26 protein-coding genes are annotated in these 25,580 nt (G+C 68.0%); 20 read left to right on the top strand and 6 right to left on the bottom strand.

Going from position 1 to position 25,580, the window contains the following annotated elements:
• The first annotated feature begins 1 nt into the window (after position 1).
• The 3 genes from H977_RS0113400 to H977_RS0113390 are packed head-to-tail and all read left to right on the top strand — an operon-like array spanning position 2 to position 3,137.
• Entirely contained in the window at positions 2–802 is an 801-nt protein-coding gene (locus H977_RS0113400; RefSeq protein WP_029108358.1) for an IclR family transcriptional regulator, read from the top strand.
• 25 nt (positions 803–827) lie between these two features.
• Complete coding sequence (locus H977_RS0113395) at positions 828–2,177, top strand: enolase C-terminal domain-like protein (RefSeq protein ID WP_029108357.1); 1,350 nt, start codon at positions 828–830, stop codon at positions 2,175–2,177.
• A gap of 6 nt (positions 2,178–2,183) precedes the next feature.
• Positions 2,184–3,137, top strand: coding sequence for a 2-hydroxyacid dehydrogenase (locus H977_RS0113390; protein WP_029108356.1), 954 nt, complete (start codon positions 2,184–2,186; stop codon positions 3,135–3,137).
• Here H977_RS0113390 and H977_RS0113385 read toward each other — a convergent pair.
• Positions 3,125–3,640 (bottom strand): 2-oxo-4-hydroxy-4-carboxy-5-ureidoimidazoline decarboxylase, encoded by a 516-nt coding sequence (locus tag H977_RS0113385; RefSeq protein WP_036476010.1) that lies wholly within the window; start codon positions 3,638–3,640, stop codon positions 3,125–3,127. The genes H977_RS0113390 and H977_RS0113385 overlap by 13 nt on opposite strands.
• 100 nt (positions 3,641–3,740) lie before the next feature.
• Positions 3,741–4,229, bottom strand: a complete 489-nt coding sequence (locus H977_RS0113380) for an inorganic diphosphatase (protein WP_029108354.1) — start codon at positions 4,227–4,229, stop codon at positions 3,741–3,743.
• A gap of 127 nt (positions 4,230–4,356) precedes the next feature.
• On the opposite strand from H977_RS0113380, the gene dacB reads away from it, so the two are divergent.
• From dacB to H977_RS0113350, 6 genes are all read left to right on the top strand, one after another.
• Entirely contained in the window at positions 4,357–5,742 is a 1,386-nt protein-coding gene (gene dacB / locus H977_RS0113375) for a D-alanyl-D-alanine carboxypeptidase/D-alanyl-D-alanine endopeptidase (protein WP_029108353.1), read from the top strand.
• Positions 5,743–5,756: 14 nt separating this feature from the next.
• Entirely contained in the window at positions 5,757–6,815 is a 1,059-nt protein-coding gene (locus tag H977_RS0113370) for an Rv3626c family coenzyme F420 biosynthesis-associated protein (protein ID WP_051288867.1), read from the top strand.
• The gene (tilS, locus tag H977_RS0113365; protein ID WP_029108351.1) at positions 6,794–7,753 is read left to right on the top strand and encodes a tRNA lysidine(34) synthetase TilS; all 960 of its coding nucleotides are present in this window, start codon (positions 6,794–6,796) and stop codon (positions 7,751–7,753) included. Before H977_RS0113370 ends, tilS begins: the two co-directional genes overlap by 22 nt.
• Before the next feature lie 45 nt (positions 7,754–7,798).
• A complete protein-coding gene (gene hpt / locus H977_RS0113360) occupies positions 7,799–8,377 on the top strand; it encodes a hypoxanthine phosphoribosyltransferase (protein WP_029108350.1) in 579 nt (192 codons plus the stop codon).
• Between the two features lie 45 nt (positions 8,378–8,422).
• The gene (locus H977_RS0113355) at positions 8,423–10,648 is read left to right on the top strand and encodes a molybdopterin-dependent oxidoreductase (RefSeq protein WP_029108349.1); all 2,226 of its coding nucleotides are present in this window, start codon (positions 8,423–8,425) and stop codon (positions 10,646–10,648) included.
• Positions 10,649–11,105: 457 nt separating this feature from the next.
• Positions 11,106–11,435 (top strand): hypothetical protein, encoded by a 330-nt coding sequence (locus H977_RS0113350; RefSeq protein ID WP_036475896.1) that lies wholly within the window; start codon positions 11,106–11,108, stop codon positions 11,433–11,435.
• Here H977_RS0113350 and H977_RS0113345 read toward each other — a convergent pair.
• Genes H977_RS0113345 through H977_RS0113330 form a run of 4 tightly spaced genes read right to left on the bottom strand, consistent with a single transcriptional unit; the run spans position 11,432 to position 15,316 of the window.
• Positions 11,432–12,154, bottom strand: a complete 723-nt coding sequence (locus tag H977_RS0113345; protein WP_029108347.1) for an SIMPL domain-containing protein — start codon at positions 12,152–12,154, stop codon at positions 11,432–11,434. The two genes, H977_RS0113350 and H977_RS0113345, sit on opposite strands and share 4 nt — an antisense overlap.
• Positions 12,155–12,174: 20 nt before the next feature.
• Positions 12,175–13,185: a zinc-binding dehydrogenase gene (locus tag H977_RS0113340; RefSeq protein ID WP_029108346.1), complete on the bottom strand. Its 1,011-nt coding sequence runs from the start codon at positions 13,183–13,185 to the stop codon at positions 12,175–12,177.
• On the bottom strand, positions 13,185–14,360 hold the full coding sequence (locus tag H977_RS0113335) for an LLM class flavin-dependent oxidoreductase (RefSeq protein WP_029108345.1): 1,176 nt from the start codon (positions 14,358–14,360) through the stop codon (positions 13,185–13,187). Before H977_RS0113335 ends, H977_RS0113340 begins: the two co-directional genes overlap by 1 nt.
• Before the next feature lie 29 nt (positions 14,361–14,389).
• The gene (locus H977_RS0113330; protein ID WP_036475893.1) at positions 14,390–15,316 is read right to left on the bottom strand and encodes an alpha/beta fold hydrolase; all 927 of its coding nucleotides are present in this window, start codon (positions 15,314–15,316) and stop codon (positions 14,390–14,392) included.
• 168 nt (positions 15,317–15,484) lie between these two features.
• On the opposite strand from H977_RS0113330, the gene ftsH reads away from it, so the two are divergent.
• From ftsH to H977_RS0113275, 11 genes are all read left to right on the top strand, one after another.
• The gene (ftsH, locus tag H977_RS0113325) at positions 15,485–17,806 is read left to right on the top strand and encodes an ATP-dependent zinc metalloprotease FtsH (RefSeq protein ID WP_029108343.1); all 2,322 of its coding nucleotides are present in this window, start codon (positions 15,485–15,487) and stop codon (positions 17,804–17,806) included.
• A 19-nt stretch (positions 17,807–17,825) separates the two neighbouring features.
• Positions 17,826–18,443, top strand: coding sequence for a GTP cyclohydrolase I FolE (folE, locus tag H977_RS0113320; protein ID WP_036476008.1), 618 nt, complete (start codon positions 17,826–17,828; stop codon positions 18,441–18,443).
• A 44-nt stretch (positions 18,444–18,487) separates the two neighbouring features.
• A complete protein-coding gene (folP, locus tag H977_RS0113315; protein WP_196808245.1) occupies positions 18,488–19,297 on the top strand; it encodes a dihydropteroate synthase in 810 nt (269 codons plus the stop codon).
• Positions 19,290–19,691 (top strand): dihydroneopterin aldolase, encoded by a 402-nt coding sequence (folB, locus tag H977_RS0113310; protein ID WP_029108340.1) that lies wholly within the window; start codon positions 19,290–19,292, stop codon positions 19,689–19,691. Before folP ends, folB begins: the two co-directional genes overlap by 8 nt.
• Positions 19,688–20,224 carry a 2-amino-4-hydroxy-6-hydroxymethyldihydropteridine diphosphokinase gene (gene folK, locus H977_RS0113305; protein WP_029108339.1) on the top strand — a complete coding sequence of 179 codons (537 nt, stop codon included), beginning with the start codon at positions 19,688–19,690 and terminating at the stop codon, positions 20,222–20,224. The genes folB and folK overlap by 4 nt, the downstream gene beginning before the upstream one ends.
• Positions 20,224–20,700, top strand: a complete 477-nt coding sequence (locus tag H977_RS0113300) for a DUF3180 domain-containing protein (protein WP_029108338.1) — start codon at positions 20,224–20,226, stop codon at positions 20,698–20,700. Before folK ends, H977_RS0113300 begins: the two co-directional genes overlap by 1 nt.
• A 78-nt stretch (positions 20,701–20,778) precedes the next feature.
• A complete protein-coding gene (locus H977_RS35610; protein ID WP_029108337.1) occupies positions 20,779–22,356 on the top strand; it encodes a DUF6779 domain-containing protein in 1,578 nt (525 codons plus the stop codon).
• A gap of 79 nt (positions 22,357–22,435) precedes the next feature.
• Positions 22,436–23,404 carry a Rossmann-like and DUF2520 domain-containing protein gene (locus H977_RS0113290; RefSeq protein WP_051288830.1) on the top strand — a complete coding sequence of 323 codons (969 nt, stop codon included), beginning with the start codon at positions 22,436–22,438 and terminating at the stop codon, positions 23,402–23,404.
• On the top strand, positions 23,401–24,345 hold the full coding sequence (gene panC / locus H977_RS0113285; protein WP_029108335.1) for a pantoate--beta-alanine ligase: 945 nt from the start codon (positions 23,401–23,403) through the stop codon (positions 24,343–24,345). The genes H977_RS0113290 and panC overlap by 4 nt, the downstream gene beginning before the upstream one ends.
• The gene (gene panD / locus H977_RS0113280; protein ID WP_029108334.1) at positions 24,345–24,761 is read left to right on the top strand and encodes an aspartate 1-decarboxylase; all 417 of its coding nucleotides are present in this window, start codon (positions 24,345–24,347) and stop codon (positions 24,759–24,761) included. Before panC ends, panD begins: the two co-directional genes overlap by 1 nt.
• On the top strand, positions 24,761–25,576 hold the full coding sequence (locus tag H977_RS0113275; RefSeq protein WP_029108333.1) for a type III pantothenate kinase: 816 nt from the start codon (positions 24,761–24,763) through the stop codon (positions 25,574–25,576). The genes panD and H977_RS0113275 overlap by 1 nt, the downstream gene beginning before the upstream one ends.
• The last annotated feature ends 4 nt before the right edge of the window (positions 25,577–25,580 follow it).

The raw sequence follows: 25,580 nt of genomic DNA, 5'->3' as shown, positions 1-25,580 counted from the left end.
ATTGACGACCGACGACGCTGTTTCGGTGCGCAAGGTGAAATCCGCGGTGCGCACCGTGGAGCTGCTGGAGTTCTTGGCGGCGCGGCCCGGTCAACCCACCCGCATCCGGGAAATCTGCGCGGCGCTGGAAATGCCACGCAGCTCCGCGCACGCGCTGTTGCGCACCCTGGTGGCGCAGGGCTGGGTGCGCTCCGACGCCGCCGGCGCGCAGTACAGCATCGGGATGCGGGCTCTGCTCGTCGGCACGAGCTATCTGGACACCGACCCGTACCTCCCGATGATCGCCCCGTTTCTCGATGACCTGCGCGCTGATCTCGACGAGACCTTCCACCTCGCCCGGCTCGACGGGCACGACGTGGTCTACCTGGCCACCCGGGAATCCCGGAAGTACATGCGCACCGTCAACAAGGTGGGTCGCCGGTTGCCGGCCTACGCGACCGCGCTCGGCAAGGCGCTTCTCGCCGAGCGGTTCGGTACGGAACTCGATGCGCACGTGCCGGCCACGCTGTCGCCACTGACCCCGCGGACGCTGACCGACCGGACCGCGCTCGACGCGGCTCTCGACGAGGTCAGAGTTCGGGGTTACGCGACCGAAGACGAGGAAAACACCGCGGGAATCAAGTGTTTCGCGGTCACGCTGCGTTACCGGCATCCCGCGCAGGACGCGATCAGTGCCTCGGTCCCGCGGTCGGCGCTGACGCCGGAACGGGAACGCGACATCGTCGACGCGCTGCGCATGGTGTGCGACAAGGTATCCCGGGTGGTCCGCCCGGTTGCCAATGGGGACAAGTGGTTCGCATGAGGCTTCGAGTGAGATTGGAGTACCGATGAGTACACAGAACGCGACACCCGTCGTGACCGAGTTGACCGTGATACCGATCGCCGGTCACGACAGCATGCTGCTCAACCTCAGCGGTGCGCATGGCCCCTTCTTCACCAGAAATCTGTTGATCCTCAAAGACTCCGATGGCAACACGGGGGTGGGGGAGGTTCCCGGAGGCGAGCCCATCAGACGAACTCTCGACGACGCCAGACAGCTGGTGGTGGGACGTTCGCTCGGCGCGTACCACGCCATCCTGGCGAGCATCCGGCGCGAGTTCGCCGACCGTGACAGCGCGGGTCGCGGTGCGCAGACCTTTGATCTGCGGGTCATGGTGCATGCGGTGACGGCGGTGGAATCCGCGCTGCTGGATCTGCTCGGCAAGCATCTGGGCGTACCGGTCGCGGCGTTGCTCGGCGACGGTCAGCAGCGCAACCGCGTACAGGCGCTCGGCTACCTGTTCTTCGTGGGTGACCGCAACCGCACCGACCTGGCGTACCAGTCGGCGGACGACGAGCCCGCGGACGCCGATGACTGGCAACGCATCCGCCACGATGAGGCCCTCTCACCCGAGGCTGTCGTCCGGCTGGCCGAGGCCGCGCGCGCCCGCTACGGGTTCCGCGACTTCAAACTCAAGGGTGGCGTGCTGCCCGCGCCGGAGGAGGCCAAGGCCGTCACCGCGTTGGCCGAACGGTTCCCTGATGCGCGGATCACCCTCGATCCCAACGGCGGCTGGCTGTTGTCCGACGCGATCGAGACCTGCCGTCAGCTCACCGATGTCCTGGCCTACGCCGAGGACCCGGTCGGACCGGAGGGCACGTTCTCGGGCCGGGAGGTGATGGCCGAGTTCAAACGGGCCACCGGGCTCCCGACCGCGACCAACATGATCGCGACCGACTGGCGTGAGATGGGACATGCGATCCGGGCCGGCGCCGTCGACATCCCGCTGGCCGACCCACACTTCTGGACGATGAGCGGGTCGGTGCGGGTCGCTCAGCTGTGCGACGCCTGGGGTTTGACCTGGGGTTCGCACTCCAACAACCATTTCGACGTATCGCTGGCGATGTTCACCCATGTTGCCGCCGCCGCGCCGGGAGACATCACCGCGATCGACACACACTGGATCTGGCAGGACGGCCAGCGCATCACCACAGAGCCCTTCCGAATCGTCGACGGCTACCTCGACGTACCGGCGGCACCGGGGTTGGGCGTGGAGCTCGACGAGGAGCGGGTGGCCGCGGCTCATGAGCTTTACCTGGCCAACGGGTTGGGCGCCCGTGACGATTCGCTGGCCATGCAGTACCTGATGCCCGGATGGAAGTTCGACAGCAAGCGCCCTGCGCTGCAACGGGATTGAGGTGAGATGAAGATCGTCGTCGCCGAACCGAACCTCCTGGCACACCGTGAGCGTTTCGAGGCTGCCTTACCGCCCGGTGCCGAGGTGGTCTGGAACAAAGACATCGAGGCTCTGCGCGACGCCGACGTGTTCGTCGGCGGCCGTTTCACCGCCGAGATGGCGGCCGCGGCCGAGAAGCTGCGCCTTGTGCACGTCGCGGGCGCGGGCACCGACAAGATAGCCTTCGCATCGCTGCGGCCGGAGGTGTTGGTGGCCAACACCTTCCATCACGAGCGGTCGATCGCTGAGTACGTGCTCGCCGCCGCGGTGTTGCTGCGTCGCGACTTCCTGGCGCAGGACCGTGCGTTGCGCCGCGGCACGTGGGCCACCTCGGTGTACGACGCCAACCTGCCGCAATTGCCTGCGATCGGCGAGGCCCGCATCGGCCTCGTGGGGTTCGGCCACATCGGCCGGTGCGTCTGGGAATTGTTCCGCGGGCTCGGCTCGTCGGGCGTCGCGGTCACCGGATCCGGGCGAGTGGACGCGGAAGCACATGGTCTGTCCTGGGCCGGCGACACCGCCGCGCTCAACCTGCTCATGGAGGAGTCCGACGTCGTCGTGGTGTCGGCGCCCCTGACCACCGACACCCAGGGCATGATCGGCGCCGAGCAGCTGCGGGTGCTGGGTCGCGACGGGGTGCTCGTCAATGTCGGGCGCGGTCCGCTCGTGGCGGAGCGTGCGCTGTACGACGCACTCTACGAGGGTGGGATACGGGCCGCCGCGATCGACGTCTGGTACCGCTATCCGGGACCCGACGGGAAGGGCCTGCCGAGTGAGCTGCCGTTCGGCGAACTGGCCAATGTGTTGATGACGCCGCATTCTTCGGGCGTCACCACCGCCACGTTCGCCGGACGCGCCGATGAGATCGCCGCCAACATCGGCAGACTCGATCGCGGCGAACCGCTGACTCACCAGTTGTAGTAGCCGCCCTCGGGGCCGAGCATGCGTTCGAGGCGGGCCCGGTTGATCCGCGCCAGTTCGTTGCGAACGACCTTGCGTTCGGTCTCGCGATCGTTGTGCAACCGGTCGACGATCCCGGCCAAGGCCCTCTGTGCGCAGCAGTCTTCGACGAACATCACGAAGCCGAATCCGAACCGCTCGGTGTAGTGCAGCACCTCGGTGTTCAGCTGTGCCATCACCGCGGGATCGTCGTCCCACACCGAGCACTGTTCACACACCGACTTCAGGCTGCGCGGGCGCCTGCCGATATGCGGATAGGCCTGCAGTACGCGGTCGATGGAATCCTCGCCCAGGCTGAACATCAGGTCGTCGGCCTGCCGGAACAGCGAGTCGTGGTCGGCAAACGGGCGGCCACCGGCAAGATCGGTGGCCAGCACCACGCTGTAGCAGCACTCGTACACGGCGTGCACCGCGCGTCGCATCGGCAGTGCGTTGTACGCCTCAAGTCCCATGCCCTGATGCATCAACACCCTGGCAATCATGAGAGGCGCAGGACACGGCGGAGTTACCCCGTGTTACAGCGAGGCTAATTCTCCGATCGGTGCGCTTCGATCGGCGAGCCGATCAGTGAGCTGAGCCCTTGAACCGCTCGATCGAGCGCTGCAGTTCGGCTTCGGCCTCGGCGCGGCCCACCCAGTCCGACGACTTGACGAACTTGCCCGGCTCCAGGTCCTTGTAGTGCACGAAGAAGTGCTTGATCGCGTCGAGTTCGAACTGCGGCACGTCGCCGAGGTCCTGGACGTGGTCCCAGCGCGGATCACCTGCGGGCACGCACAGCAACTTGTCGTCGCCACCGGCCTCGTCGGTCATCTTGAACATCGCGACCGGGCGGGCCTCGACGATGCAACCGGGGAACACCGACTCGGGCAGCAGCACCAGCGCATCGAGCGGGTCGCCGTCCTCGCCGAGGGTGTCCTCGAAAAATCCGTAGTCGGTGGGGTAACCGAACGATGTGTAGAGGTAGCGGTCGAGTTTGACCCGGCCGGTCTCGTGGTCAACCTCGTACTTGTTGCGCGAACCCTTCGGGATCTCGATGACGACGTCGAACTTCACCGTCGCGGCTCCTTCGCATCTGCGGTCAGGCTTGGGTCGTCGGGCGACGACGCGGGTCAACCCTAATAGAGCGATAGTCTGGCCTAAACGGGTGGCTCGTCCCCACCACCGGCAGAGCAGGAGAAATATGCGGCCCACTCGGTGGCGGCAGTCCACCCATGTGGCGGTTGGCGTCGTGGTCCTGGTGCTGGTCGCCGGCGTCGTCGCGGTTGCTGCCGTGTTCACCGGGCACCGTTCCAGTGATGCCGAGGCGGCCCCGCCCGCACCTCCGCCGGCGACCGCCAGCCCGGCGATCGTCCCGGTGGACATGTCGGCCCCGAGCCCGACCATCGGCGGCCTGGCCGCGGCGCTCGCTCCGGCGCTGGCCAATCCCGATCTGGGTCAGGTGACCGGCCGGATCACCGACGCGGAGACCGGCGCCGAACTGTGGGAACAGAATTCCGGGGTACAGATGCAGCCCGCGTCGGTCAACAAGGTGCTGACCACGGCGGCCGCGCTGCTCACGCTCGACCGCAATGCCCGGCTGGCCACCACGGTGCTGGCCGTCGACTCGCAGCCCGGTCTGGTGGTGCTCAAGGGCGGCGGGGACACCACACTCTCGGCGGCGCCCGAGGACACCGACACCTGGTACAAGGGCGCGGCCCGGATCAGTGACCTGGCCGATCAGGTGCGCAGCAGTGGCATCACGGTCACCGCGGTCCGGGTGGACACCAGCGAGTACAGCGGGCCCACGATGGCGCCGGGCTGGGATCCGGCCGACATCGAGGGCGGTGACATCGCGCCGATGGAGCCGGTGATGCTCGACGGTGGGCGCACCCAGCCGGTGACGGTGGAATCCAGGCGGTCGGTCACACCGGCGCTCGACGCGGGCCGGGCCCTGGCCGCCGCGCTGAAGGTGGACCCCTCGACGGTGACGGTGCTGAACGGCGGGCTCCCGGGCGGCGGCAGGCAGATCGCCGCGGTGCAGTCGGCACCGCTGATAGAGCGGCTGCGCCAGATGATGAACGAGTCAGACAACGTGATGGCCGAGTCGGTCGCGCGCGAGATCGCCGCGCAACTGAACCGGCCGCAGAGCTTCGACGGCGGAGTCGACGCGGTGCTGAGCCAGCTCGAGGGCGTCGGTATCGACATGTCGGCGGCCAAGCTCGTCGATTCCAGCGGCCTGTCGACGGAGGACCTGCTGACGGCCCGGATTCTCGACGAGGTGGTCAACATCGCGGCGGGCAACACCGAACCGGCCATGCGGCCGTTGGTGGATCTGCTGCCCATCGCCGGCGGCAGCGGCACGCTGTCCAACCGGTATCTGGACACCGACGCCGGGCGTGACGCCGCAGGCTGGCTGCGAGCCAAGACCGGGTCGCTGACGGGCACCAACGCGTTGGCCGGGATCGTGACCGACGACAACGGACGGGTGCTGACGTTCGCGCTGATCTCCAACAACGCGGGGCCCACCGGGCGCACCGCGATCGACGAGCTGGCCGCTGTGCTGCGGTCGTGTGGGTGTGGCACGTGAACGATCGGGTCACCATGACTGCGGGCCGCGCCGTCGACTGGGACTTCGCCGCGACGGTCGGGGCGAAGCTGGCCCGCCCGGCGCCCGCAGCCACCGACTACACCCGCAATCAGGTGATCGAACAGCTCTCGGAGAGTTCGAAGGCCGCCGAACTTCCGGTGCGTGAGGTGACGGGTCTGATCGAGGGTGCGGAGGTGCCCGAGGCACGCGTGGTCGACCGTCCCGAATGGATCCGGGCGGCCACCCGGTCGATGCGGGTGATGACCACCGGCATCAAGCCTGGCGACGAAAATGCCGAAGAGAAGCCGGGATTCATCACCGGCCGGGTGACCGGCGCGCAGACCGGTGCGGTTTTGGCGTTCGTCTCCTCGGGCATCCTCGGTCAGTACGATCCGTTCGGTCCCGACGGCGGCGAGCTGCTGCTGGTGTATCCGAACATCATCGCGGTCGAACGCCAATTGCGTGTCGCCCCAGCTGATTTCCGCCTGTGGGTGTGCCTGCACGAGGTCACCCACCGGGTACAGTTCCGCGCCAACCCGTGGCTGGCCGACCACATGTCGCAATCGCTGGCGGTGCTCACCCAGGACGCCGGTGAGGATGTCGCCGAGGTGGTTGGCCGACTCGCGCAGTTCGTCCGCCGGCAGCGTAATGGCGCTGAAGGCGTTGCGCCGGACCCGAATTCGAGCGGTGTCCTCGGCCTGATGCGCGCCGTGCAGGCCGAGCCGCAGCGCCGAGCGCTCGATCGGCTGCTGGTACTGGGCACCCTGCTGGAAGGGCACGCCGATCACGTGATGGATGCGGTCGGCCCGGCGGTGGTGCCCACGGTCTCGACCATCCGGCGTCGCTTCGACGAGCGCAGGCAACGCAAGCAGCCGCCACTGCAGCGGGTGGTGCGCGCCCTGCTCGGTTTCGACGCGAAGATGAGCCAGTACACGCGGGGCAAGGCTTTCGTCGACCATGTCGTGGGAGCCGTGGGCATGGCCCGGTTCAACACCATCTGGTCCAGTGCCGACACCCTGCCGCAACCCGAAGAGATCGACGAACCACAACGATGGATCGAACGGGTGCTGTAGCCGCGCTGCGGCAAGCGGTCGCGGCCGCCGCCCAGGGCGTCGACGGCTCGGTCTGGTGCGTGGCACTGTCGGGCGGCCCGGATTCCCTGGCGCTGACCGCCGTCGCGGCCGCCCTGCGCCCCACCACCGCGCTGATCGTCGACCATCGGCTGCAGGCCGGATCGGACACCGTCGCCGATTCTGCCCGCCGGCAGGCACTGGATCTGGGTTGTGTTGCCGCGCATGTTATTTCGGTCGATGTCGGCCGCACTGGTGGCCCGGAGGCCGCGGCGCGTCAGGCCCGTTACTCCGCGCTGGACGAGGCCCGTGACGGTGCACCGGTACTGCTCGGCCACACTCTCGACGACCAGGCCGAGACGGTGTTGCTCGGGCTGGGCCGCGGATCGGGTGCCCGCTCGATCGCGGGGATGCGCCCGCATGACCCGCCGTGGCACCGGCCCCTGCTCGGCGTACGGCGAACCCTGACCCACGCGGTCTGCGACGAACTGGCCCTCACCCCGTGGCAGGACCCCCACAATGCCGAGCCGCGGTTCACCCGGGTCAGGCTGCGCCGCGAGGTGCTGCCGCTGCTGGAGGACGTACTCGGCGGCGGGGTGGCCGAGGCCCTGGCCCGCACCGCCACCGCATTGCGCGAGGACACCGAGACGCTCGACGCTCTCGCCGCCGAGGCCCTGGCGGGGGTTCGGGACGAGGACGGTGGTCTGGTCACCGCCCGGCTGGCTTCCTTGCCCGATGCCCTGCGGCGACGGGCGATCCGGGCATGGTTGCTGGACGGCGGCGCGTGTGATCTGACCGACATCCAGATCCGCGCCGTCGACCGGCTGGTGATGGCCTGGCGCGGGCAGGGGGGTGTGGCCGTCGGGTCCGGGCTGCGCAAACAGCGGTTGTTCGCGGCGCGGCGCGGCGGCGTGCTGAGTATGCACACCGAAGCGGTCTAGCGATCCGCGTTGGAAAGCGGCCCCCTCGCATGGCACGCTGTTGCAGTGGCTGTCGACTCTGCCGAGCTGTACGCGGGAGACATCAAATCGGTGCTGTTGTCCGAAGAGCAGATCCGGACCCGCACCGTCGAACTCGCCGAGATGATCGCAGAGCAGTACCGCGACAACCTTGGTAACGACGACCTGCTGCTGGTGACGGTGCTCAAGGGCGCCGTCATGTTCGTCACCGATCTGGCCCGGACCATCCCGCTGCCCACGCAGTTGGAGTTCATGGCGGTCAGCTCCTACGGCTCGTCCACCTCGTCCTCGGGCGTGGTGCGCATCCTCAAGGACCTCGACCGCGACATCAATGACCGCGACGTGCTGATCGTCGAGGACATCATCGACTCGGGGCTCACCCTGTCCTGGTTGCTGCGCAACCTGGCCACTCGTCACCCTCGCTCGCTGAAGGTGTGCACGCTGCTGCGCAAGCCCGAGGCCGTCAAGACCGAACTCGATGTCGCCTATGTCGGCTTCGACATCCCCAACGAGTTCGTCGTCGGCTACGGCCTGGACTTCGCCGAGCGCTACCGGGACCTGCCCTACATCGGCACGCTCGAACCGAAGGTGTATGAACAGGGCTAAGCCGAAGGCTTACGAAACGGAACCGCTCGGCGCACAATCGCAGGCATGGCTGATACCCGCACGGCCCTTCGGATCTGCCCCTTCTGCGAGGCCACCTGCGGCCTGACACTCACCATCTCCGATGACCGGGTGACCGCTGCCCGCGGCGATCGTGATGACGTGTTCAGTGCGGGGTTCATCTGTCCGAAGGGCGCCAGCTTCGGTGAGCTCGACAACGACCCGGACCGGCTGACGCGTCCGCTGATCCGGCGCGACGGCGTGCTGACCGAGGGCACCTGGGACGAGGCGTATGCCGTCGTCGCGGAACGGCTCGGTGCCGTCATCGGCGCGCACGGCGGCGCTTCGGTCGGGGTGTATCTGGGCAATCCGAACGCCCACACCATCGCAGGCAGCCTGTACGCGCCGCTGATCGTCAAGGGTCTGGGCACCCGGCAGGTGTTCAGCGCCAGCACCCTGGACCAGATGCCCAAGCACGTCTCCCTGGGCCTGATGTTCGGCAGTCCCGTCGCGTTCACCGTGCCCGATCTCGACCGCACCGACTATCTGGTGATCATCGGTGCGAATCCGCTGGTGTCCAACGGCAGCCTGGCCACCGCCGCTGATTTTCCGGGCAAGCTGCGCGCCTTGCGCAGACGTGGCGGCACGCTCGTCGTCATCGACCCGGCGCGCACTCGCACCGCGGAGCTGGCCGACCGTCACATCGCGCCGCGGCCCGGCACCGATGCGGCGCTGCTGTTCGCCGTCGTGCACGTGCTGTTCGACGAGGACCTCGTCGATCTCGGACGGTTGGCCGAGCACGCCACCGGCTTGGAGGAGGTTCGCGCACTGGCCGACGCGTTCTCGCCCGAGGCCGTCGAGCAGGCCTGCGGGGTGCCGGCCGGCGATATCCGCTGCCTCGCCAGAGAGCTCGCGGCGGCCCCGACTGCGGCCGTCTACGGCCGGATGGGTACCTCCACGGTCGAGTTCGGCACCATCGGCAGCTGGCTCGTCGACGTGATCAACATCCTCACCGGCAACCTCGACCGCCCCGGCGGCGCGATGTTCGCGCTCGGGGCCACCGCGCCCGCACCGCGCCCGCCGAAATCCGGGCGCGGATTCAGGACCGGGCGGTGGGCCAGCCGGGTCTCGGGCTATCCCGAAGCGCTCTCCGAACTTCCGGCCGCCGCACTCGCCGAGGAGATCGACACCGACGGCGACGGCCAGATCAAGGCGATGATCACCATTGCCGGAAACCCGGTGCTCTCCGCGCCAGACGGTGATCGCCTGGACCGGGCGCTGGACAGCATCGAATTCATGCTGGCCATCGACCCGTACCTCAACGAGACCACCCGGCACGCCGACGTCATCCTGCCGCCGCCCCCACCGGCCCGCAGCGCGCATTTCGACGTCGCGCTGAACAACCTGGCGGTGCGCAACAACGTGCGGTATTCGTCTCCGGCGCTGCCCCTGGACGGACGGCCCGACGAGCCTGAGATCCTGTCCCGGCTCGCCCTGATCCTCTACGGCGTCGGCGCCGGCGGCGATCCCGGCCTGGTCGACTCGCAGGTGATCGCGACGACGCTGGGCAAGGAGACTGCCGATCCCGATTCGCCGGTGGCGGGGCGCAATGTCGAGGAGCTCACCGCGATGCTGTATCCGGGGCCCGGTTATGAACGCCGCCTCGACATGATGCTGCGGCTCGGGCCCTACGGCGACGCGTTCGGTACCAAACCCGACGGGCTCACGTTGGAGCGGCTGAAGGCCAATCCGCACGGCATCGACCTCGGACCGCTGCGGCCACGGATCCCCGAGATACTGCGAACCCCAAGTGGGCGAATCGAACTCGCACCGGAGCCGATCGTGGCCGATGTGGCGCGGCTGCGTGATGCGCTCGGCCGGACGGCGGGCGGGTTCTTGCTGATCGGCCGCCGCCATCTGCGGTCCAACAACAGCTGGATGCACAACCTGCCTGCGCTGTCGGGCGGGTCCAACCGGTGCACGCTGCAGATTCACCCCGACGACGCAGCTGATCTCGGACTCACCGACATCGCCGTGGTCAAGGGGCCGGGCGGTGAACTGCTGGCCCCGATCGAGGTGAACGACGGTCTGCGGCGCGGCGTGGTCTCACTGCCGCACGGTTGGGGGCATGACCGCGGTGGAACCGGTCAGCGACTCGCGGCCGACCGGCCCGGGGTCAACGTCAATCAGCTCAACGACGGCACTCATCTCGACCCGCTGTCGGGTACTGCCGTGCTGAACGGGATTCCCGTCGACATCGCACCCGCCGGTTGAGCGGATAGGGCGTTTCGACGTTGGGGTCGGGCCTCGCCTCGCGTCGTTTCGGTGTGTCGGTGCTTCGGCGTGTCGGCGCGCGAGATCGATGTCCGACCTGCCCGGCTACGAGCGACTTTCCAGCGACAATCGCCTCGTGGTCCTCTGAGATCACTCTGGTCACAAATACGATCTCTACTCGCGTCACTCCGGACGCAATATGCCTCGTGCGTAACAGTTTTCGGGTTGCCCGGCTACGAGCGACAGAGTCGCTAGGAGGCGGACATTGGACGGATGAGCGTCAGGAGGCCAGTGGTGCCAATGTGGCAAAACTGATCAGCGACAATGGGTTTGGTGATTTCCGTGTTGCCGATGTGGCGATTGTCGCTGAAAAGTCGCTAACAGCCGGGCACATCGGACATCCCGCCGGAACTGGTGACCGGTGTGATTTGTCGGGCCCTCTTGGCACTGTGACGCAATGGATGCAACGGATGCGACGACGGACAAACTCCTGCTGCGGGGCACCAACCTTCGCTACGTACTGACCGTGCAGCTGCTCCAGTACGGCGCGCAATCGGTGGCCGATCTGGTCGATGCTCTCGAGGATCAGGGATTCACCACCACAGGACGCTCGTCGAAGGTGATCTCCGATGCCCTGCGTTGGGAGATGGCGCACGGCCGGGTGCGCCGGGTCAGGCACGGGCGTTACCGTCCCGCCGAGATGCCACGTTCCACGGAGTACCGGATCCGCGAACGGGTCGCGGCACTTCGGGCGGCGGCTGCCGACCGGGCCGACCGCGCCGCCTAGGTGAGCTCCCAGATGACCGTCACGGAGAAGTCGACCGTCTGCTGACCGGGTTCCAGCGGGACTGCCTGCATCGCCGCGCGCGGCATCGGGGTGGGTGTCGGCGGGGTGGGACCGCCGGACTGCTCCGATATCGAGATCACCTTGCCCAGGTGCAGTCCTGACAACCCGGCGTACTGTTCCGCGCGATTCTTGGCGTCGTCGAACGCCCGGGCGCGTGCGTCGCGCACCAGATCCGAATCGTCCTCGATCGAATAGTCGACGGAGTTGATGCGGGTGGCGTCGCCTCCGGTGCTCGCGATCAACGCCAGGGTCTGGGAGGCCTTGCCGGTGTCGCGGATCTTGACCTTGATGGCATTGCTGGCCCGGTAACCCGAGATGGTGTTGTCGTTGAACTGGGGTTGCACGCTGACCTGGGTGGTGCTGATGTCCTTGCGGTCGATGCCCGACGCGACCAGCGCATCGATGACGGCCTGCTGACGTTGGCTGGACTGGTTGAGTGCGCCCGACACGTCCGGGGCGGTGAACTCCATCGCCACATCGGCGGTCAGGGTGTCGGGTACGCCCTGGACGTGGCCGGACCCCACGACGGTCACCTGCCGGGCACCCTCCGGCGAGCCCGCGGCGGGGCCGGTCGTATCGCATGCGGTGGCGCCGACGGCGATCAAACCCGCCATGGCAACGCCGAGTACCCGCAACTTCGCATTCCCAGCCATCAGCATGACCGCACCCTACCGGGACATCACGGCGTCACCAGGACTTTGCAGTGCCGGTCGGGGGACGTGAGTTCGCCGAATGCGGCGCTCACCCCGTCGAGTCCCACAGTGCCGGTGATCATCGGGCCGACGTCGATGTCGCCCTCGGCGATCGAGTGCAGTGAGCCGGCGAACTCGCCAGGGTCGTAACCGAAGACGAACTGGATGTTGATCTGTTTGGTGATCGCGTAGAACGGGTGCACGGTGTCGGGCTGCATGCAGACGCCGGCCACCACCAGCCGGATGCCCGCAGGTGCCCGACGCAGTACGTCGTCGATGATCCCCGGCGCGCCGACCGCCTCGAACACCACCATCGGCTTGCACTGATGAAACGGTGAGTCCTCGGCCGGATCCAGCGTGACGTGCGCGCCCATCGTGGCGGCGAGTTCACGCCGTGCGGGGGAGAAGTCCGATGCCACAATGGTTTCCACGCTCCGCAGCTTCAGTGCGGCGATGATCGCGATACCGACCGGGCCGCAGCCGACGACGAGTGCCGTCTCTCCGGGTTCGATGTGCGACGCGGTGACCGCGTGCAGGCCGACGGCCATCGGTTCGGTGAGCGCGGCATGTTCGGCGCTCAGGCCGTTGGGCACCGGCAGCAGCAGCGGAGCGGACAGCAGCATCTTCTCGGCGTATCCGCCCAGCGTGGTGTTGCTGTACACGATCGGTGCGATCCCGCCGGCCGAGATCAGTACCGGCACCGAGGTGACCAGGGTGCCGGCCGCCGGCGCCTCGGTTCCCGGGCCGGCGTCGAGGATCTCGGCGCTGAACTCGTGGCCCATGAAGACGTCGCCGGCCAGATCGATGTCCATGTCGGGCACGCCTTCCATGGCGGCGCCGGCCGCCAGCATGTCAGCGCCATGGGCGGCGAAATGCAGGTCCGAGCCACAGATTCCGCAGGCCTTCACCTCGACGAGCACCTGGCCCGGCCCGGGCACCGGTTCGGGTACGTCGTCGCGGACCACCATCCGGCCGTCGCGCAGGACCGCGGCGCGCATCAACTCTTGCCCTCGGTGGTGTGTTCGGTGATGGCGTTGACGATCGCCTGCCCGGCGCGGCCCAGCAGTTGATCGCGCATGCCCTTGGCCCACTCGTGAGACGCCTGCGCCGCGGTGAGCTGTCCCTTGAAATGCGGGATCACCTCACGCGCGAACAGTTCATAGGAATGGAATGTGGCGGCCGGTGGTGCCCAATCGTGGCCCAGCAGCAGGAAGGTGCCGAATCCGCCTGAGCGGTCCAGCAGATCCTGGATGTAGCCGATCGCGTCGGCTGGAGTGCCGATGCAGCAATTGCCTTTGGCGGCATAGTTTTCCACGAACTCGTACGCGGTTCCCGTGTCCTCGGTCTTCTCCGACAGCGGCACGAAACCGACTGCGCCGAAGTAGTTGGCGAAGTCCTGCAGACCGTAGGTGCAGTCCTCGATGGCCTGCTCGCGGGTGTCGGCCAGGTGGATGATGCCCAGCACTCGCCAATTCTTGCGGTCCGGCTCGGGCCGGTCGGATTTGGCGGCCTGCTCGCGCACCGTGTCCCAGGTGGTCTCGATCGCCGCAAAGCCTCCGGGCACCGACATGGACAGGGAGAGCAGGGACGTGCCGAGTGCGCCGGCCAGTCGTGGCCCTGATGGAGAAACCATTGCGGCGGTGGAAATTTCAGGGTATGGCCAGGTGTAGGGGCGGATGTGCAGGGCGGCGTCGCGCAGGGTGAACCAGTCGGTCTTACGGTCGATCCGTTCGCCGGGCGCGGCGCGGAACAACGCCAGGATCGCCTCGAGGGATTCCTGCATCATGGGCCGCTGGTCCACGGGGTCGATGCCCATCATGTAGGCATCGGACGGCAGCGCCCCCGGCCCGGTCCCGAACATCACCCGGCCGCGGGTGATGTGGTCGAGCAACACCCACCGGTCGGCGACCATGAGCGGATGGTGATACGGCAACGACACCACGCCGGTGCCCAGCCTGATGTGTCTGGTCCGTTCGGCCGCGGCGGCGATGAACACCTCGGGACAGGCGATGAGTTCGTAACCGCCGGAATGGTGTTCGCCGAACCAGGCCTCGTCGTAGCCGAGCCGGTCGAGGGCCTCGACCCGGTCCATGTCGTATTGCAGTGCGGTGGTGGGGGATTGGCCAACCGGGTGGAACGGTGTGATGAACACGCCGAAGTTCAACGGACTCATCGCATCCGGTTGGCTCTTCGCGCGAGCGCTCATCGCAGACCCTCCAGGAACTCCAGCAACACCTTGTTGACCTCATCGGGCCGTTCCTGCTGTAACCAGTGCCCGGCGCCGTCGAGCAGCACTTCGCGATAGTCGCCGGTGACCACGTCCTGCACCCGGTCGCGCGGCGTGAAGCTCAGCACCGGGTCGGCGCTGCCGGCCAGGAACAGCGTCGGCACGGTGATGGTGGAGGCAGCGATTCTTCCCGCCTCCGGATCGGTGAGCTCCCAGTTGCGATCGAAGTTGCGGTACCAGTTCAGCGGCCCGGTGAATCCGGTCTCGGTGTAGGCCCGCACATAGTGATCGAACTCGTCGGCGCTCATCCAGTCCGGCAAAGGTGGCAGCGGTCGGTCGGTCAAGTTCTCGGGCGGCTCGGCCAGGCCCTCCATCGCCAGCGACCGGCGCAGGGAATGCAGCGGATCGGCGCCGAGCGCGGCGTCGGCGACGCCGGGTTCCTGGAAGTACAGGATGTAGAAGAAGTTGTCGCCGACGATCTTGCGCCAGATCTGCGTGGGCGGCGCGGGCGCCCGCGGTACCGGGGGCACGCTCATGGCCACCACGGCGCGGACCCGGTCCGGGAAGAACAACGGGAAATTGGTGGCCACCGGTGAGCCCCAGTCGTGGCCGACGATCACGGCCTGCTCGGCGCCGACATCATCGAGCAACCCGGCGATGTCGGCGGTCAGCTCGGTGATGTTGTAGGCATCGATGTCCTCGGGCCGCGACGATCCGCCGTAGCCGCGCTGGTCAGGAGCCAGCACGTGGTAGCCGGCCGCAGCCAGCACCGGGATCTGATGGCGCCACGAATAGGCCAGTTCGGGGAAGCCGTGGGCCAGCACCACCAGCGGATTTCCGCGTTCGCCGGCCTCTGTGACCCTCAACGTCACGCCGTTGGTCTCGACTAACCGTTCGGTCATGCGGACGTGAGGAGCAATAGGGCGGATGTGAGCACGATCTCACCCAAACACAGCCGGCCGCCGTCGGCTAGATACCGTCGGGAACTGCCGGACGTTGGTCTAGCGGTAGCCTTGAATGTCTCAACTGCGCACGTTGGAAGGACCGGGCCGAACTCGGCCGAGTGATCGATGAACCGCAAAAATGTGATCCGTACGCTGACCGTCATCGCGGTCGTGCTGTTGCTGGGCTGGTCGTTTTTCTATTTCAGCGACGACACCCGCGGCTACAAACCCGTCGACACCTCGGTGGCGGTGGCGCAGATCGGTGCCGACAACGTCAAGAGCGCCCAGATCGACGACCGCGAACAGCAGCTACGGCTCGACCTGAAGAGCGGCAACGGCGACACCGAGAACTCCGACAAGGTCATCACCAAATACCCGACCGGCTACGCGGTGAAGCTCGTCGACCAGCTCGACGCCAAGCACGTCAAGTTCGGCACCACGGTCAACCAGGGCAGCTTCCTCGGCTCGATGCTGATCTACATGCTGCCGCTGCTGCTGCTGGTCGCCCTTTTCGTGATCTTCTCCCGCATGCAGGGCGGCGGCCGGATGGGCTTCGGCTTCGGCAAGTCGAAGGCCAAGCAGCTGGGCAAGGACATGCCCAAGACCACGTTCGCCGACGTCGCCGGTGTCGACGAGGCGGTCGAAGAGCTCTACGAGATCAAGGACTTCCTGCAGAACCCCAGCCGCTACCAGGCGCTGGGCGCCAAGATCCCGAAGGGCGTTCTGCTTTACGGCCCGCCCGGAACCGGTAAGACCCTGCTGGCCCGCGCAGTGGCCGGTGAGGCCGGGGTTCCGTTCTTCACGATCTCCGGGTCGGACTTCGTCGAGATGTTCGTCGGCGTCGGCGCCTCCCGCGTGCGCGACATGTTCGAGCAGGCCAAGGCAAACAGCCCGTGCATCATCTTCGTCGACGAGATCGATGCCGTCGGCCGTCAGCGCGGCGCAGGCATGGGCGGCGGCCACGACGAGCGTGAGCAGACGCTGAACCAGTTGCTGGTCGAGATGGACGGCTTCGGCGACCGCCAGGGCGTCATCCTGATCGCGGCCACCAACCGGCCCGACATCCTCGACCCGGCGCTGCTGCGGCCCGGCCGCTTCGACCGGCAGATCCCGGTTTCCAACCCTGACCTGGCAGGCCGTCGCGCCGTGCTCAAGGTGCACTCGGCGGGCAAGCCGATCGCCCCCGACGCCGATCTGGACGGTCTGGCCAAGCGGACCGTCGGCATGTCCGGTGCCGACCTGGCCAACGTCATCAACGAGGCCGCGCTGCTCACCGCCCGCGAGAACGGCACCGTCATCACCGGTGCCGCGCTGGAGGAAGCCGTCGACCGCGTCGTCGGCGGCCCGCGCCGCAAGGGCCGCATCATCAGCGAGCAGGAAAAGAAGATCACGGCCTACCACGAAGGTGGGCACACCCTGGCCGCGTGGGCGATGCCCGACATCGAGCCGATCTACAAGGTCACCATCCTGGCCCGCGGCCGCACCGGCGGCCACGCCGTCGCGGTGCCCGAGGACGACAAGGGTCTGATGACCCGCTCGGAGATGATCGCCCGGCTGGTGTTCGCCATGGGTGGCCGCGCCGCAGAGGAGCTGGTGTTCCGCGAGCCCACCACGGGTGCGGTGTCCGACATCGAGCAGGCCACCAAGATCGCCCGCGCGATGGTCACCGAGTACGGCATGAGCTCAAAGCTGGGCGCGGTGCGCTACGGCACCGAGCACGGCGACCCGTTCCTCGGCCGCACCATGGGCACCCAGGCCGACTTCGGCCACGAGGTGGCGCGCGACATCGACGACGAGGTGCGCAAGTTGATCGAGGCCGCGCACACCGAGGCGTGGGAGATCCTCACCGAGTACCGCGACGTGCTCGACACGCTGGCGGGTGAGCTCCTGGAGAAGGAGACACTGCACCGCGTCGAGTTGGAGGCGATCTTCGGCGACGTGAAGAAGCGTCCCCGGCTGACCATGTTCGACGACTTCGGTGGCCGGGTGCCGTCGGACAAGCCGCCGATCAAGACCCCGGGCGAGATCGCCATCGAGCGCGGCGAGCCGTGGCCGCCGCCGGTTCCCGAACCCGCGTTCAAGGCCGCGATCGCCGCCGCGAGCCGGGAGGCCGAGCGGGCCAACGAGACCAACGGCGCCGGAGCCAACGGCGCGCCGCCGAACGGGGCGAACCAGAACGGTACGACCCAGCCGGATTACGGCGCACCGGCCGGATGGCATGCGCCGGGCTGGCCGCCCGCGCCGCAACATCAGCAGCCGGGATACCAGCCGCCCCAGCAACAGCAGGGCTACTGGTACCCGCCGCCGCATCCGTCGGGATGGCAACAGCCCCAGCCGTATCCGTATCAGCCCTACCCGCATCCCGGCCAGCACGCTCCGAACGACGAGTCCGGCCAGGATGGTGGTCATGAGCGGGCCGACCGGTCCAACCCGCCGGCCCACGGCTGATCCGAGAACGGAGGCTTCGATGTCGCAGTCGCTGCGCGAGCATCACAACAACACCGATCCGGCCACGCGGGTGTTCGACCAACCGCGGGCCGAGGCGGCCGTACGTGAGCTGCTGATCGCCATCGGTGAGGACCCCGATCGTCAGGGTCTGCTGGACACCCCGGCTCGGGTGGCGCGTGCGTACAAGGAGCTGATGGCCGGTCTGTACACGGATCCGGACGCGGTGCTCAACACCACTTTTGACGAAGAGCACGACGAGCTCGTGCTGGTCAAGCAGATCCCGCTGTACTCCACGTGCGAGCACCATCTGGTGTCGTTCCACGGGGTGGCCCACGTCGGCTACATCCCCGGGGTGGACGGCCGGGTGACCGGTCTGTCGAAGATCGCGCGCCTGGTCGACCTGTACTCGAAGCGCCCGCAGGTGCAGGAACGTCTGACCGCGCAGATCGCCGATGCGCTCATGCGCAAGCTCGATCCGCGTGGGGCCATCGTGGTGATCGAAGCCGAGCATCTCTGCATGGCCATGCGGGGCGTGCGCAAACCGGGCGCCGTCACCACCACGTCGGCGGTGCGCGGACAGTTCAAGACCGACAAGGCATCCCGGGCCGAGGCGCTGGAACTCATCCTGCGAAAGTGAATCCCCCCACCCCGGTTGTCCCTCGCGGCACGCGTGTGCAGGTCATGGGCGTGGTGAATGTGACCGACGATTCGTTCTCCGACGGTGGCAAGTTCATCGACCGCGATCGCGCGGTGGAACACGGGCTGGCGCTCGCCGCGGCGGGGGCCGCGATCATCGACGTGGGCGGGGAGTCGACGCGTCCCGGTGCTGTCCGGGTGGACCCGGCAGTGGAAGCGGCCCGGGTGGCTCCCGTCATCGAAGCCCTTGCCTCCCAAGGGATTACCGTGAGCATCGACACCATGCACGCCGATGTGGCGAAGGTCGCCCTGGAAAACGGCGCGCAGATCGTCAACGACGTGTCCGGCGGCCTGGCCGACCCGAACATGGCGCCCCTGCTCGCCGAGGCGAAAGTGCCGTGGATCCTGATGCACTGGCGTTCGGTCAGCGCCGAGCGGCCTCATCACGCGCCCGGATATGCCGATGTGGTGGCCGAGGTCCGTGCGGAACTGCTCGGCGCGGTCGACGCCGCGGTCGCCGCAGGCGTCGATCCCGAGCGACTGATCATCGATCCCGGCCTGGGATTCGCCAAGACCGGCCAGGACAATTGGGCGCTGCTGAACGCACTGCCCGAATTCGTCGCCACCGGGATCCCAGTGTTGGTCGGCGCGTCGCGCAAGCGTTTCCTCGGTACGCTGCTGGCCGGTGCGGACGGGACACCGCGGCCACCGGACGGGCGCGAGACCGCGACGGCCGCGATCTCGATGCTGGCGGCCCAGCACGGTGCGTGGGGTGTGCGGGTACATGATGTCGTGGCCTCCGTCGACGCGCTCGCGGTGCTGGAAGCCTGGGAATCTGGAGGTCGGGTTGGCTGATCGAATCGAGTTGCGCGGCTTACGGGTTCGGGGCAATCACGGTGTGTTCGACCATGAGCGGCGCGACGGTCAGGAGTTCGTCGTCGACATCACGGCGTGGGTGGACTTGCGCCGGGCGGCGGCCACCGATGATCTCGCCGACACCCTCGACTACGGCGCACTGGCGCAGCGGGCGGCAGATATCGTCGCGGGCCCGCCGCGCAATTTGATCGAGACGGTCTCGGCCGAGATCGCCGACGCCATCATGGTCGACGAGCGGCTGCATGCCGTCGAGGTCGTCGTGCACAAGCCCAGCGCGCCGATTCCGTTGACGTTCGACGATGTCGCAGTGGTGGCCCGCCGGTCCCGCCGCGCGCGTGAGGAGCAAGACAGGTCCAGCGGGAGCACCAAATGACGTCAACCGTTCTCTCCATCGGGTCGAACATCGGCGACAGGTTGGCCCGGTTGCAGTCGGTGGTCGACGGGCTCGGGACCGCGGTGCGCGCGGTGTCGCCGGTGTTCGAAACCGACGCGTGGGGCGGAGTTGAGCAGGGGTCGTTTCTGAACGCGGTGGTGATCGCCGATGCCCCGGACGTCGACTGCCACGGCTGGCTGCGACGTGGCCGGCAACTGGAGCAGGAGGCGGACCGGGTCCGCGAACAGAAGTGGGGCCCGCGCACCCTCGATGTCGACCTGGTCACCTGCCACGACGGTGACGTCGAGGTGTTGTCCCGCGACGAGGAACTGACGTTGCCGCATCCGCTTGCCCACCTGCGTGCGTTCGTCCTGATCCCGTGGTTGGCGGTGGATCCGGACGCCACCCTCACGGTGGTCGGCCGGTCCCGACGGGTGGCACACCTGCTGGAGGACATCGACCCCGTCGAACGGGCCGGCGTCAGGCGCACCGATCTGGCGCTGAACGTCCGCACCGAACCGGTGACGGACTGATGGGTCCGACCCGCAAGCGTGACCTGGCCGGCACGGTCGTCGTCGTCGCAATCGTCGGCTACGTGCTCATCGGCGTGCTCTACCGGTGGTTCCCGCCGTTGACCGTGTGGACCGGGCTTTCGTTGCTGGCGGTCGCGTTCGCCGAGGCGGGCTGGGCGTTCTATGTGCGGGCCAAGATCAAAGACGGGCAGATCGGGGTCGGCGCCGGCCGACTGCACCCACTCACCGTGGCGCGGTCGGTGGTCATCGCCAAGGCCTCGGCCTGGGTCGGCGCCGTCACCGCCGGCTGGTGGATCGGTGTGCTGGTGTACCTGCTGCCGCGGCGCGGTGAACTGCGGGTGGCCGGTGAGGACACCCCCGGCGTGGCGGTCGCTGCGGTCAGCGCTCTGGCGCTGGCTGTCGCGGCGGTGTGGCTGCAGCACTGCTGCAAGTCCCCCGAGGAACCGCCGGACAACGGGGACACTGCGACCGAGTGACCGATTCCCCCTCGGTAGTTGGCCGAATCGCCGCAGCGGTCGCCTGGTTAGACGAGTGCTGACGGGTACAGTCGGCGCATGACCGTTCTGCCCCGCGGTGGTCGGCCACGGCGCGGCGGCCGAAGGCCGGGCTGGCTGCTTTTGACGGTATTGCTGGTGCTCGCGATTCTGGCCAGCTCCGCATTGGTGTTCACCGATCGCGTCGAGTTGCTGAAGCTCGCCGTCATCCTGGCCCTGTGGGCCGCTGTGGTGGCCGCGTTCGTCTCCGTGATCTACCGGCGCCAGAGCGACCTGGACCAGGCCAAGGCGCGGGATCTGAAGTTCGTCTACGACCTGCAGCTGGATCGGGAGATCTCGGCGCGGCGCGAGTATGAGCTCACCGTCGAGACCCAGCTGCGCCGGGAGCTCGCCTCCGAGCTGCGCGCCCAGGCCGCCGATGAGGTTGCTGCGCTGCGCTCGGAACTGGCCGCGCTGCGGGCGAATCTGGAGATCTTGTTCGACACGGACCTGGTGCACCGCCCGGCTCTGGAGACAGACAAGAGCGCCGTGCGCACGGCAGGACGGGTGACCGCCAGTCGTCTGGATGTGCCGCCGGTCGAGGTCACCGACATCCGATCGTCGCGTACCGAGGAAAGCCCGATCATCGATGTCCCGGCCGAGCCGCAGCCGCCGGAGAACGACTGGGTCAACTCGGGTGGTGCGCATCGGCTGCCGTCGCGCCCCGTGCCGGCCGGTGAGCAGCCGCGTCGCCGCCGGCGCCAACAGGAATCGGCACGTCAGCAGGAGCCGGGCCGCCAACAGGAGCCGGGCCGCCAGCCGGAGGCCCCGCGCCGGCAGGAGCCCCAGCCGCGGCCGGAACCGCAACCCGTATTCCGTCCGGAACAGCAGCCTCAATCGCAACCCCTCTTCCGACCGGGACCGCAACCTCGCCCCGAACCGCAGCCCCGACCGGAACCGCAACCGGTGTCGCGCGCGGAGCCGGAACCGCAACCGGTGTCGCGTGCGGAACCGCAGCCGCAAACCGAACCGCAGCCAGAGCCGCCGTCGACGTGGGCGCCACCCCCGCCGCCGCCGGCGATGCCTCCGATGGAGCCGTCGCCCACGATCGAAGCCCCGGAACCCGAGCCGGCGAGCACGCAGGCAGACGAGGCCGAACCTGCGGCCACCGGTTGGCAACCGGCGCCCGCCGAGGGGCAGTGGATTCCCGCTGGTGCCCCCGGCAGCAACTGGTCTGCCCCGCCGGCCCAGAACGGCTCCGCGACGGAGTATGTCGGCAGGCGCCGTGCACCCGAATCGACTCCCGCGGCAACGCCCGCACCCCAGCCCGAACCGGCGCCTGAACCCGCGCCTGAGCAGGCTCCGGCACCGGCCCCCGCGATGTCTGCAGGCCAGCCCCCTGAGACGCCCCGTGGTCGGCACTCCGCCGCAGCCGAGGCTGCCGCCGCAGGTCCACTCCCGGCGCCCACGTCCCCGGCATTGGCCACCGAATCCTCGCAACCGCCGGAGCCGCCGCGGCGGGCTTCACGGCACCGCGGCGACGACGAGCCCGAGCCGCCGAATGGGCACCACGCCGACGGGCAATCGGTGAATGAGCTGCTCGCACGGTTTCGCTCCGCCCCTGCTGAAGGCGGGCGTCGCAGGCGTCGCGAGGAGTGAGCTAGTCTCGTGACGACCGTCCGGTACCCGCAACGCGGGACTGGAACGAGAACCTATTCAACCTGTGAGGTCGTCTGCGATGGAGCAGCCCCCTGCAAACGGGTGGTCCCCTCCTGAGGGATTGCGTCCCGCCAGACTCAGCGTCGGCATCATTTCGGCCGGCCGCGTCGGCACGGCGCTCGGCTACGCCCTTGAGCGTGTCGAGCACGTGGTGGTGGCCTGTAGCGCGATCTCCGGGGAGTCGCGGTCGCGGGCACAGCGCCGACTGCCCGACACCTCGATCCTGCCCGTCCCCGATGTGGCGCAACGGGCTGAACTGCTGCTCTTGACGGTCCCCGACGCCGAGTTGCCGTCTCTGGTGTCCGGTCTGGCCTCCACCGGCGTGGTGCGGCCCGGCACGATCGTGGTGCACACCTCCGGTGCCAACGGGGTGGCGGTACTGGCCCCGCTGACGGAGCTGGGGTGCATTCCGCTGGCCATCCATCCGGCGATGACGTTCACCGGTTCCGACGAGGACATCGCGCGGCTGCCGGATGCGTGTTTCGGTATCACCGCGGCCGACGAGGTCGGTTACGCGATCGGACAATCGCTGGTGCTGGAGATCGGCGGCGAGCCGTTCCGGGTGCCCGAGCACGCGCGGACGCAGTATCACGCGGCACTGGCGCATGCCAGCAACCATCTGGTCACCTTGCTGCTCGATGCCGTCGACGCACTGCGAGCCTCCCTGCGCGGGCAGGAGCTGTTGGGCCAGGAACTCGTCGGCGATGCGCCCGGCGGCCTGGCCGAGCGGGTGGTGGGCCCGCTGGCCCGGGCCGCGCTGGAAAACGCGCTGCAACGCGGGCAGGCCGCGTTGACGGGGCCCGTGGCGCGCGGTGACGCGGCGGCGGTGGCAGCGCATCTGGCTGCTCTGCGCACATTGGATTCTCAACTGGCACAGGCATATCGCGCGGATTCGTTGCGTACCGCCCAGCGTGCCCATGCGCCCGCGGATGTGGTCGCGGTGTTGGAAGCAGGCCCGGAAACCAGCCCTGAAACGAGTCAAGGATGACCCACAGCAAGACTCCGAAGTTCGTCGCCGGTGAGCTGAACGTCTATTCGGCACCCGCCGATGTGGCAGCGGTCACCAGGGCCCTGCGCACCAGTGGGCGGCGGGTCACGCTCGTGCCGACGATGGGCGCGCTGCACGAGGGCCATCTGACGCTGATCCGTGCGGCCAAACGAGTTCCCGGTGCTGTCGTGGTGGTATCGATCTTCGTCAACCCGCTGCAGTTCGGGGCGGGGGAGGATCTCGACGCCTACCCCCGCACCCTCGACGAGGATCTGGCCGCGCTGCGTGCCGAAGGCGTCGAGATTGCTTTCACTCCAACAGGTTCGGCGATGTATCCAGAGGGCCCGCGTACCAGTGTGCAACCGGGCCCGGTCGGCGGCGAGCTCGAAGGTGCCACGCGGCCAGGCCATTTCGCGGGCGTGCTGACGGTCGTGCTCAAACTGCTCCAGATCGTCCGGCCCGATCGCGCCTTCTTCGGCGAAAAGGACTATCAGCAACTGGCATTGATCCGCCAGATGGTCGCCGATCTCAACGTCGACGTACAGATCGTCGGCGTTCCGATCGTCCGGGAATCCGATGGCCTGGCGATGTCATCGCGCAATCGCTACCTCGACGCCGACGAGCGCGAGCAGGCCGGGGCGTTGTCGGCGGCCCTGCTGGCCGGAAAATACGCCGCGGCCGGCGGCGCATCGGCGGCCATCGATGCGGCCAGGGCCGTGCTCGACGAAGTGCCCGCGATCGATGTCGACTATCTGGAAGTGCGCGACCCGCTGCTGGGTCCCGCACCCGGTGAAGGTCAGGCCCGGTTGCTGGTGGCGGCCCGCCTGGGTCGAACCCGGCTGCTGGACAACATCTCTGTCGATATCGGGGCGTCCGCGGGAATCGACGGGCACCCTCGCGTCGGCGACGGCGACAATCACGAACTGCCCTGGAGGAACTGATGCAGCGCACCATGCTGAAATCCAAGATTCACCGCGCCACGGTGACGCAGGCCGACCTGCATTACGTGGGCTCGGTGACCATCGACGCCGACTTGATGGAGGCGGCCGATCTGCTCGAAGGCGAGCAGGTGACGATCGTCGACATCGACAACGGTGCCCGGCTGGTGACGTACGCCATCACCGGTGAACGCGGCACCGGGGTGATCGGGATCAACGGTGCGGCAGCACATCTCATCCATCCGGGCGATCTGGTCATCCTGATCGCCTACGGCGTGATGGAGGACGCCGAGGCCCGCGCCTACCGGCCGCGGATCGTCTTCGTGGACGCCGGCAACGAGCAGATCGACCTCGGTGAACATGGCCACGATCCCGCGTATGTTCCCCAGGACGCTTCCGAACTGATGTCGCCACGATAATGCTGCTCGCCATCGACGTCCGCAACACCCACACCATCGTCGGCCTGGTCTCCGGTACGGGCGATCACGCGAATGTGGTGCAGCAGTGGCGGATCCGCACCGAATCCGAGGTGACCGCCGACGAATTGGCGCTCACCATCGACGGCCTGATCGGTGATGCCACGGACGAACTGACAGGTGCGACTGCCCTTTCCACCGTGCCCTCGGTGCTTCATGAGGTGCGTCTGATGCTGGAGCAGTACTGGCCGTCCGTGCCGCATGTGCTGATCGAACCGGGTGTGCGCACCGGCATCCCGTTGTTGGTCGACAACCCGAAGGAAGTCGGCGCCGACCGGATCGTGAATTGCCTTGCGGCCTACCACAAATACCGCACCGCGGCGATAATCGTCGATTTCGGTTCGTCGATCTGCGTCGACGTGGTGTCGGCCAAGGGTGAGTTCCTGGGTGGGGCGATCGCGCCGGGTGTGCAGGTGTCCTCCGATGCCGCGGCCGCCCGCTCGGCCGCGCTGCGCCGGGTCGAGTTGACCCGACCGCGTTCGGTGATCGGCAAGAACACCGTGGAATGCATGCAGGCCGGAGCGGTTTTCGGATTCGCCGCATTGGTGGACGGACTGGTCAACCGGATCCGCGAGGACGTCGACGGGTTCTCCGGCAGCGACGTCGCAGTGGTGGCCACCGGCTACACCGCGCCCTTGGTGCTGCCGGACCTGCGGACCGTCCAGCACTACGACCGCCACCTCACTCTCGACGGCCTGCGGCTGGTCTTCGAGCGCAACCGGGACAGCCAGAGGGGCCGGCTCAAGCCCGCCAAGTGATCAC

The organism is Mycobacterium sp. URHD0025 (assembly GCF_000426065.1).
Classification (GTDB): Bacteria; Actinomycetota; Actinomycetes; order Mycobacteriales; family Mycobacteriaceae; genus Mycobacterium.
This window is presented reverse-complemented; position numbering and strand designations above follow the sequence as displayed.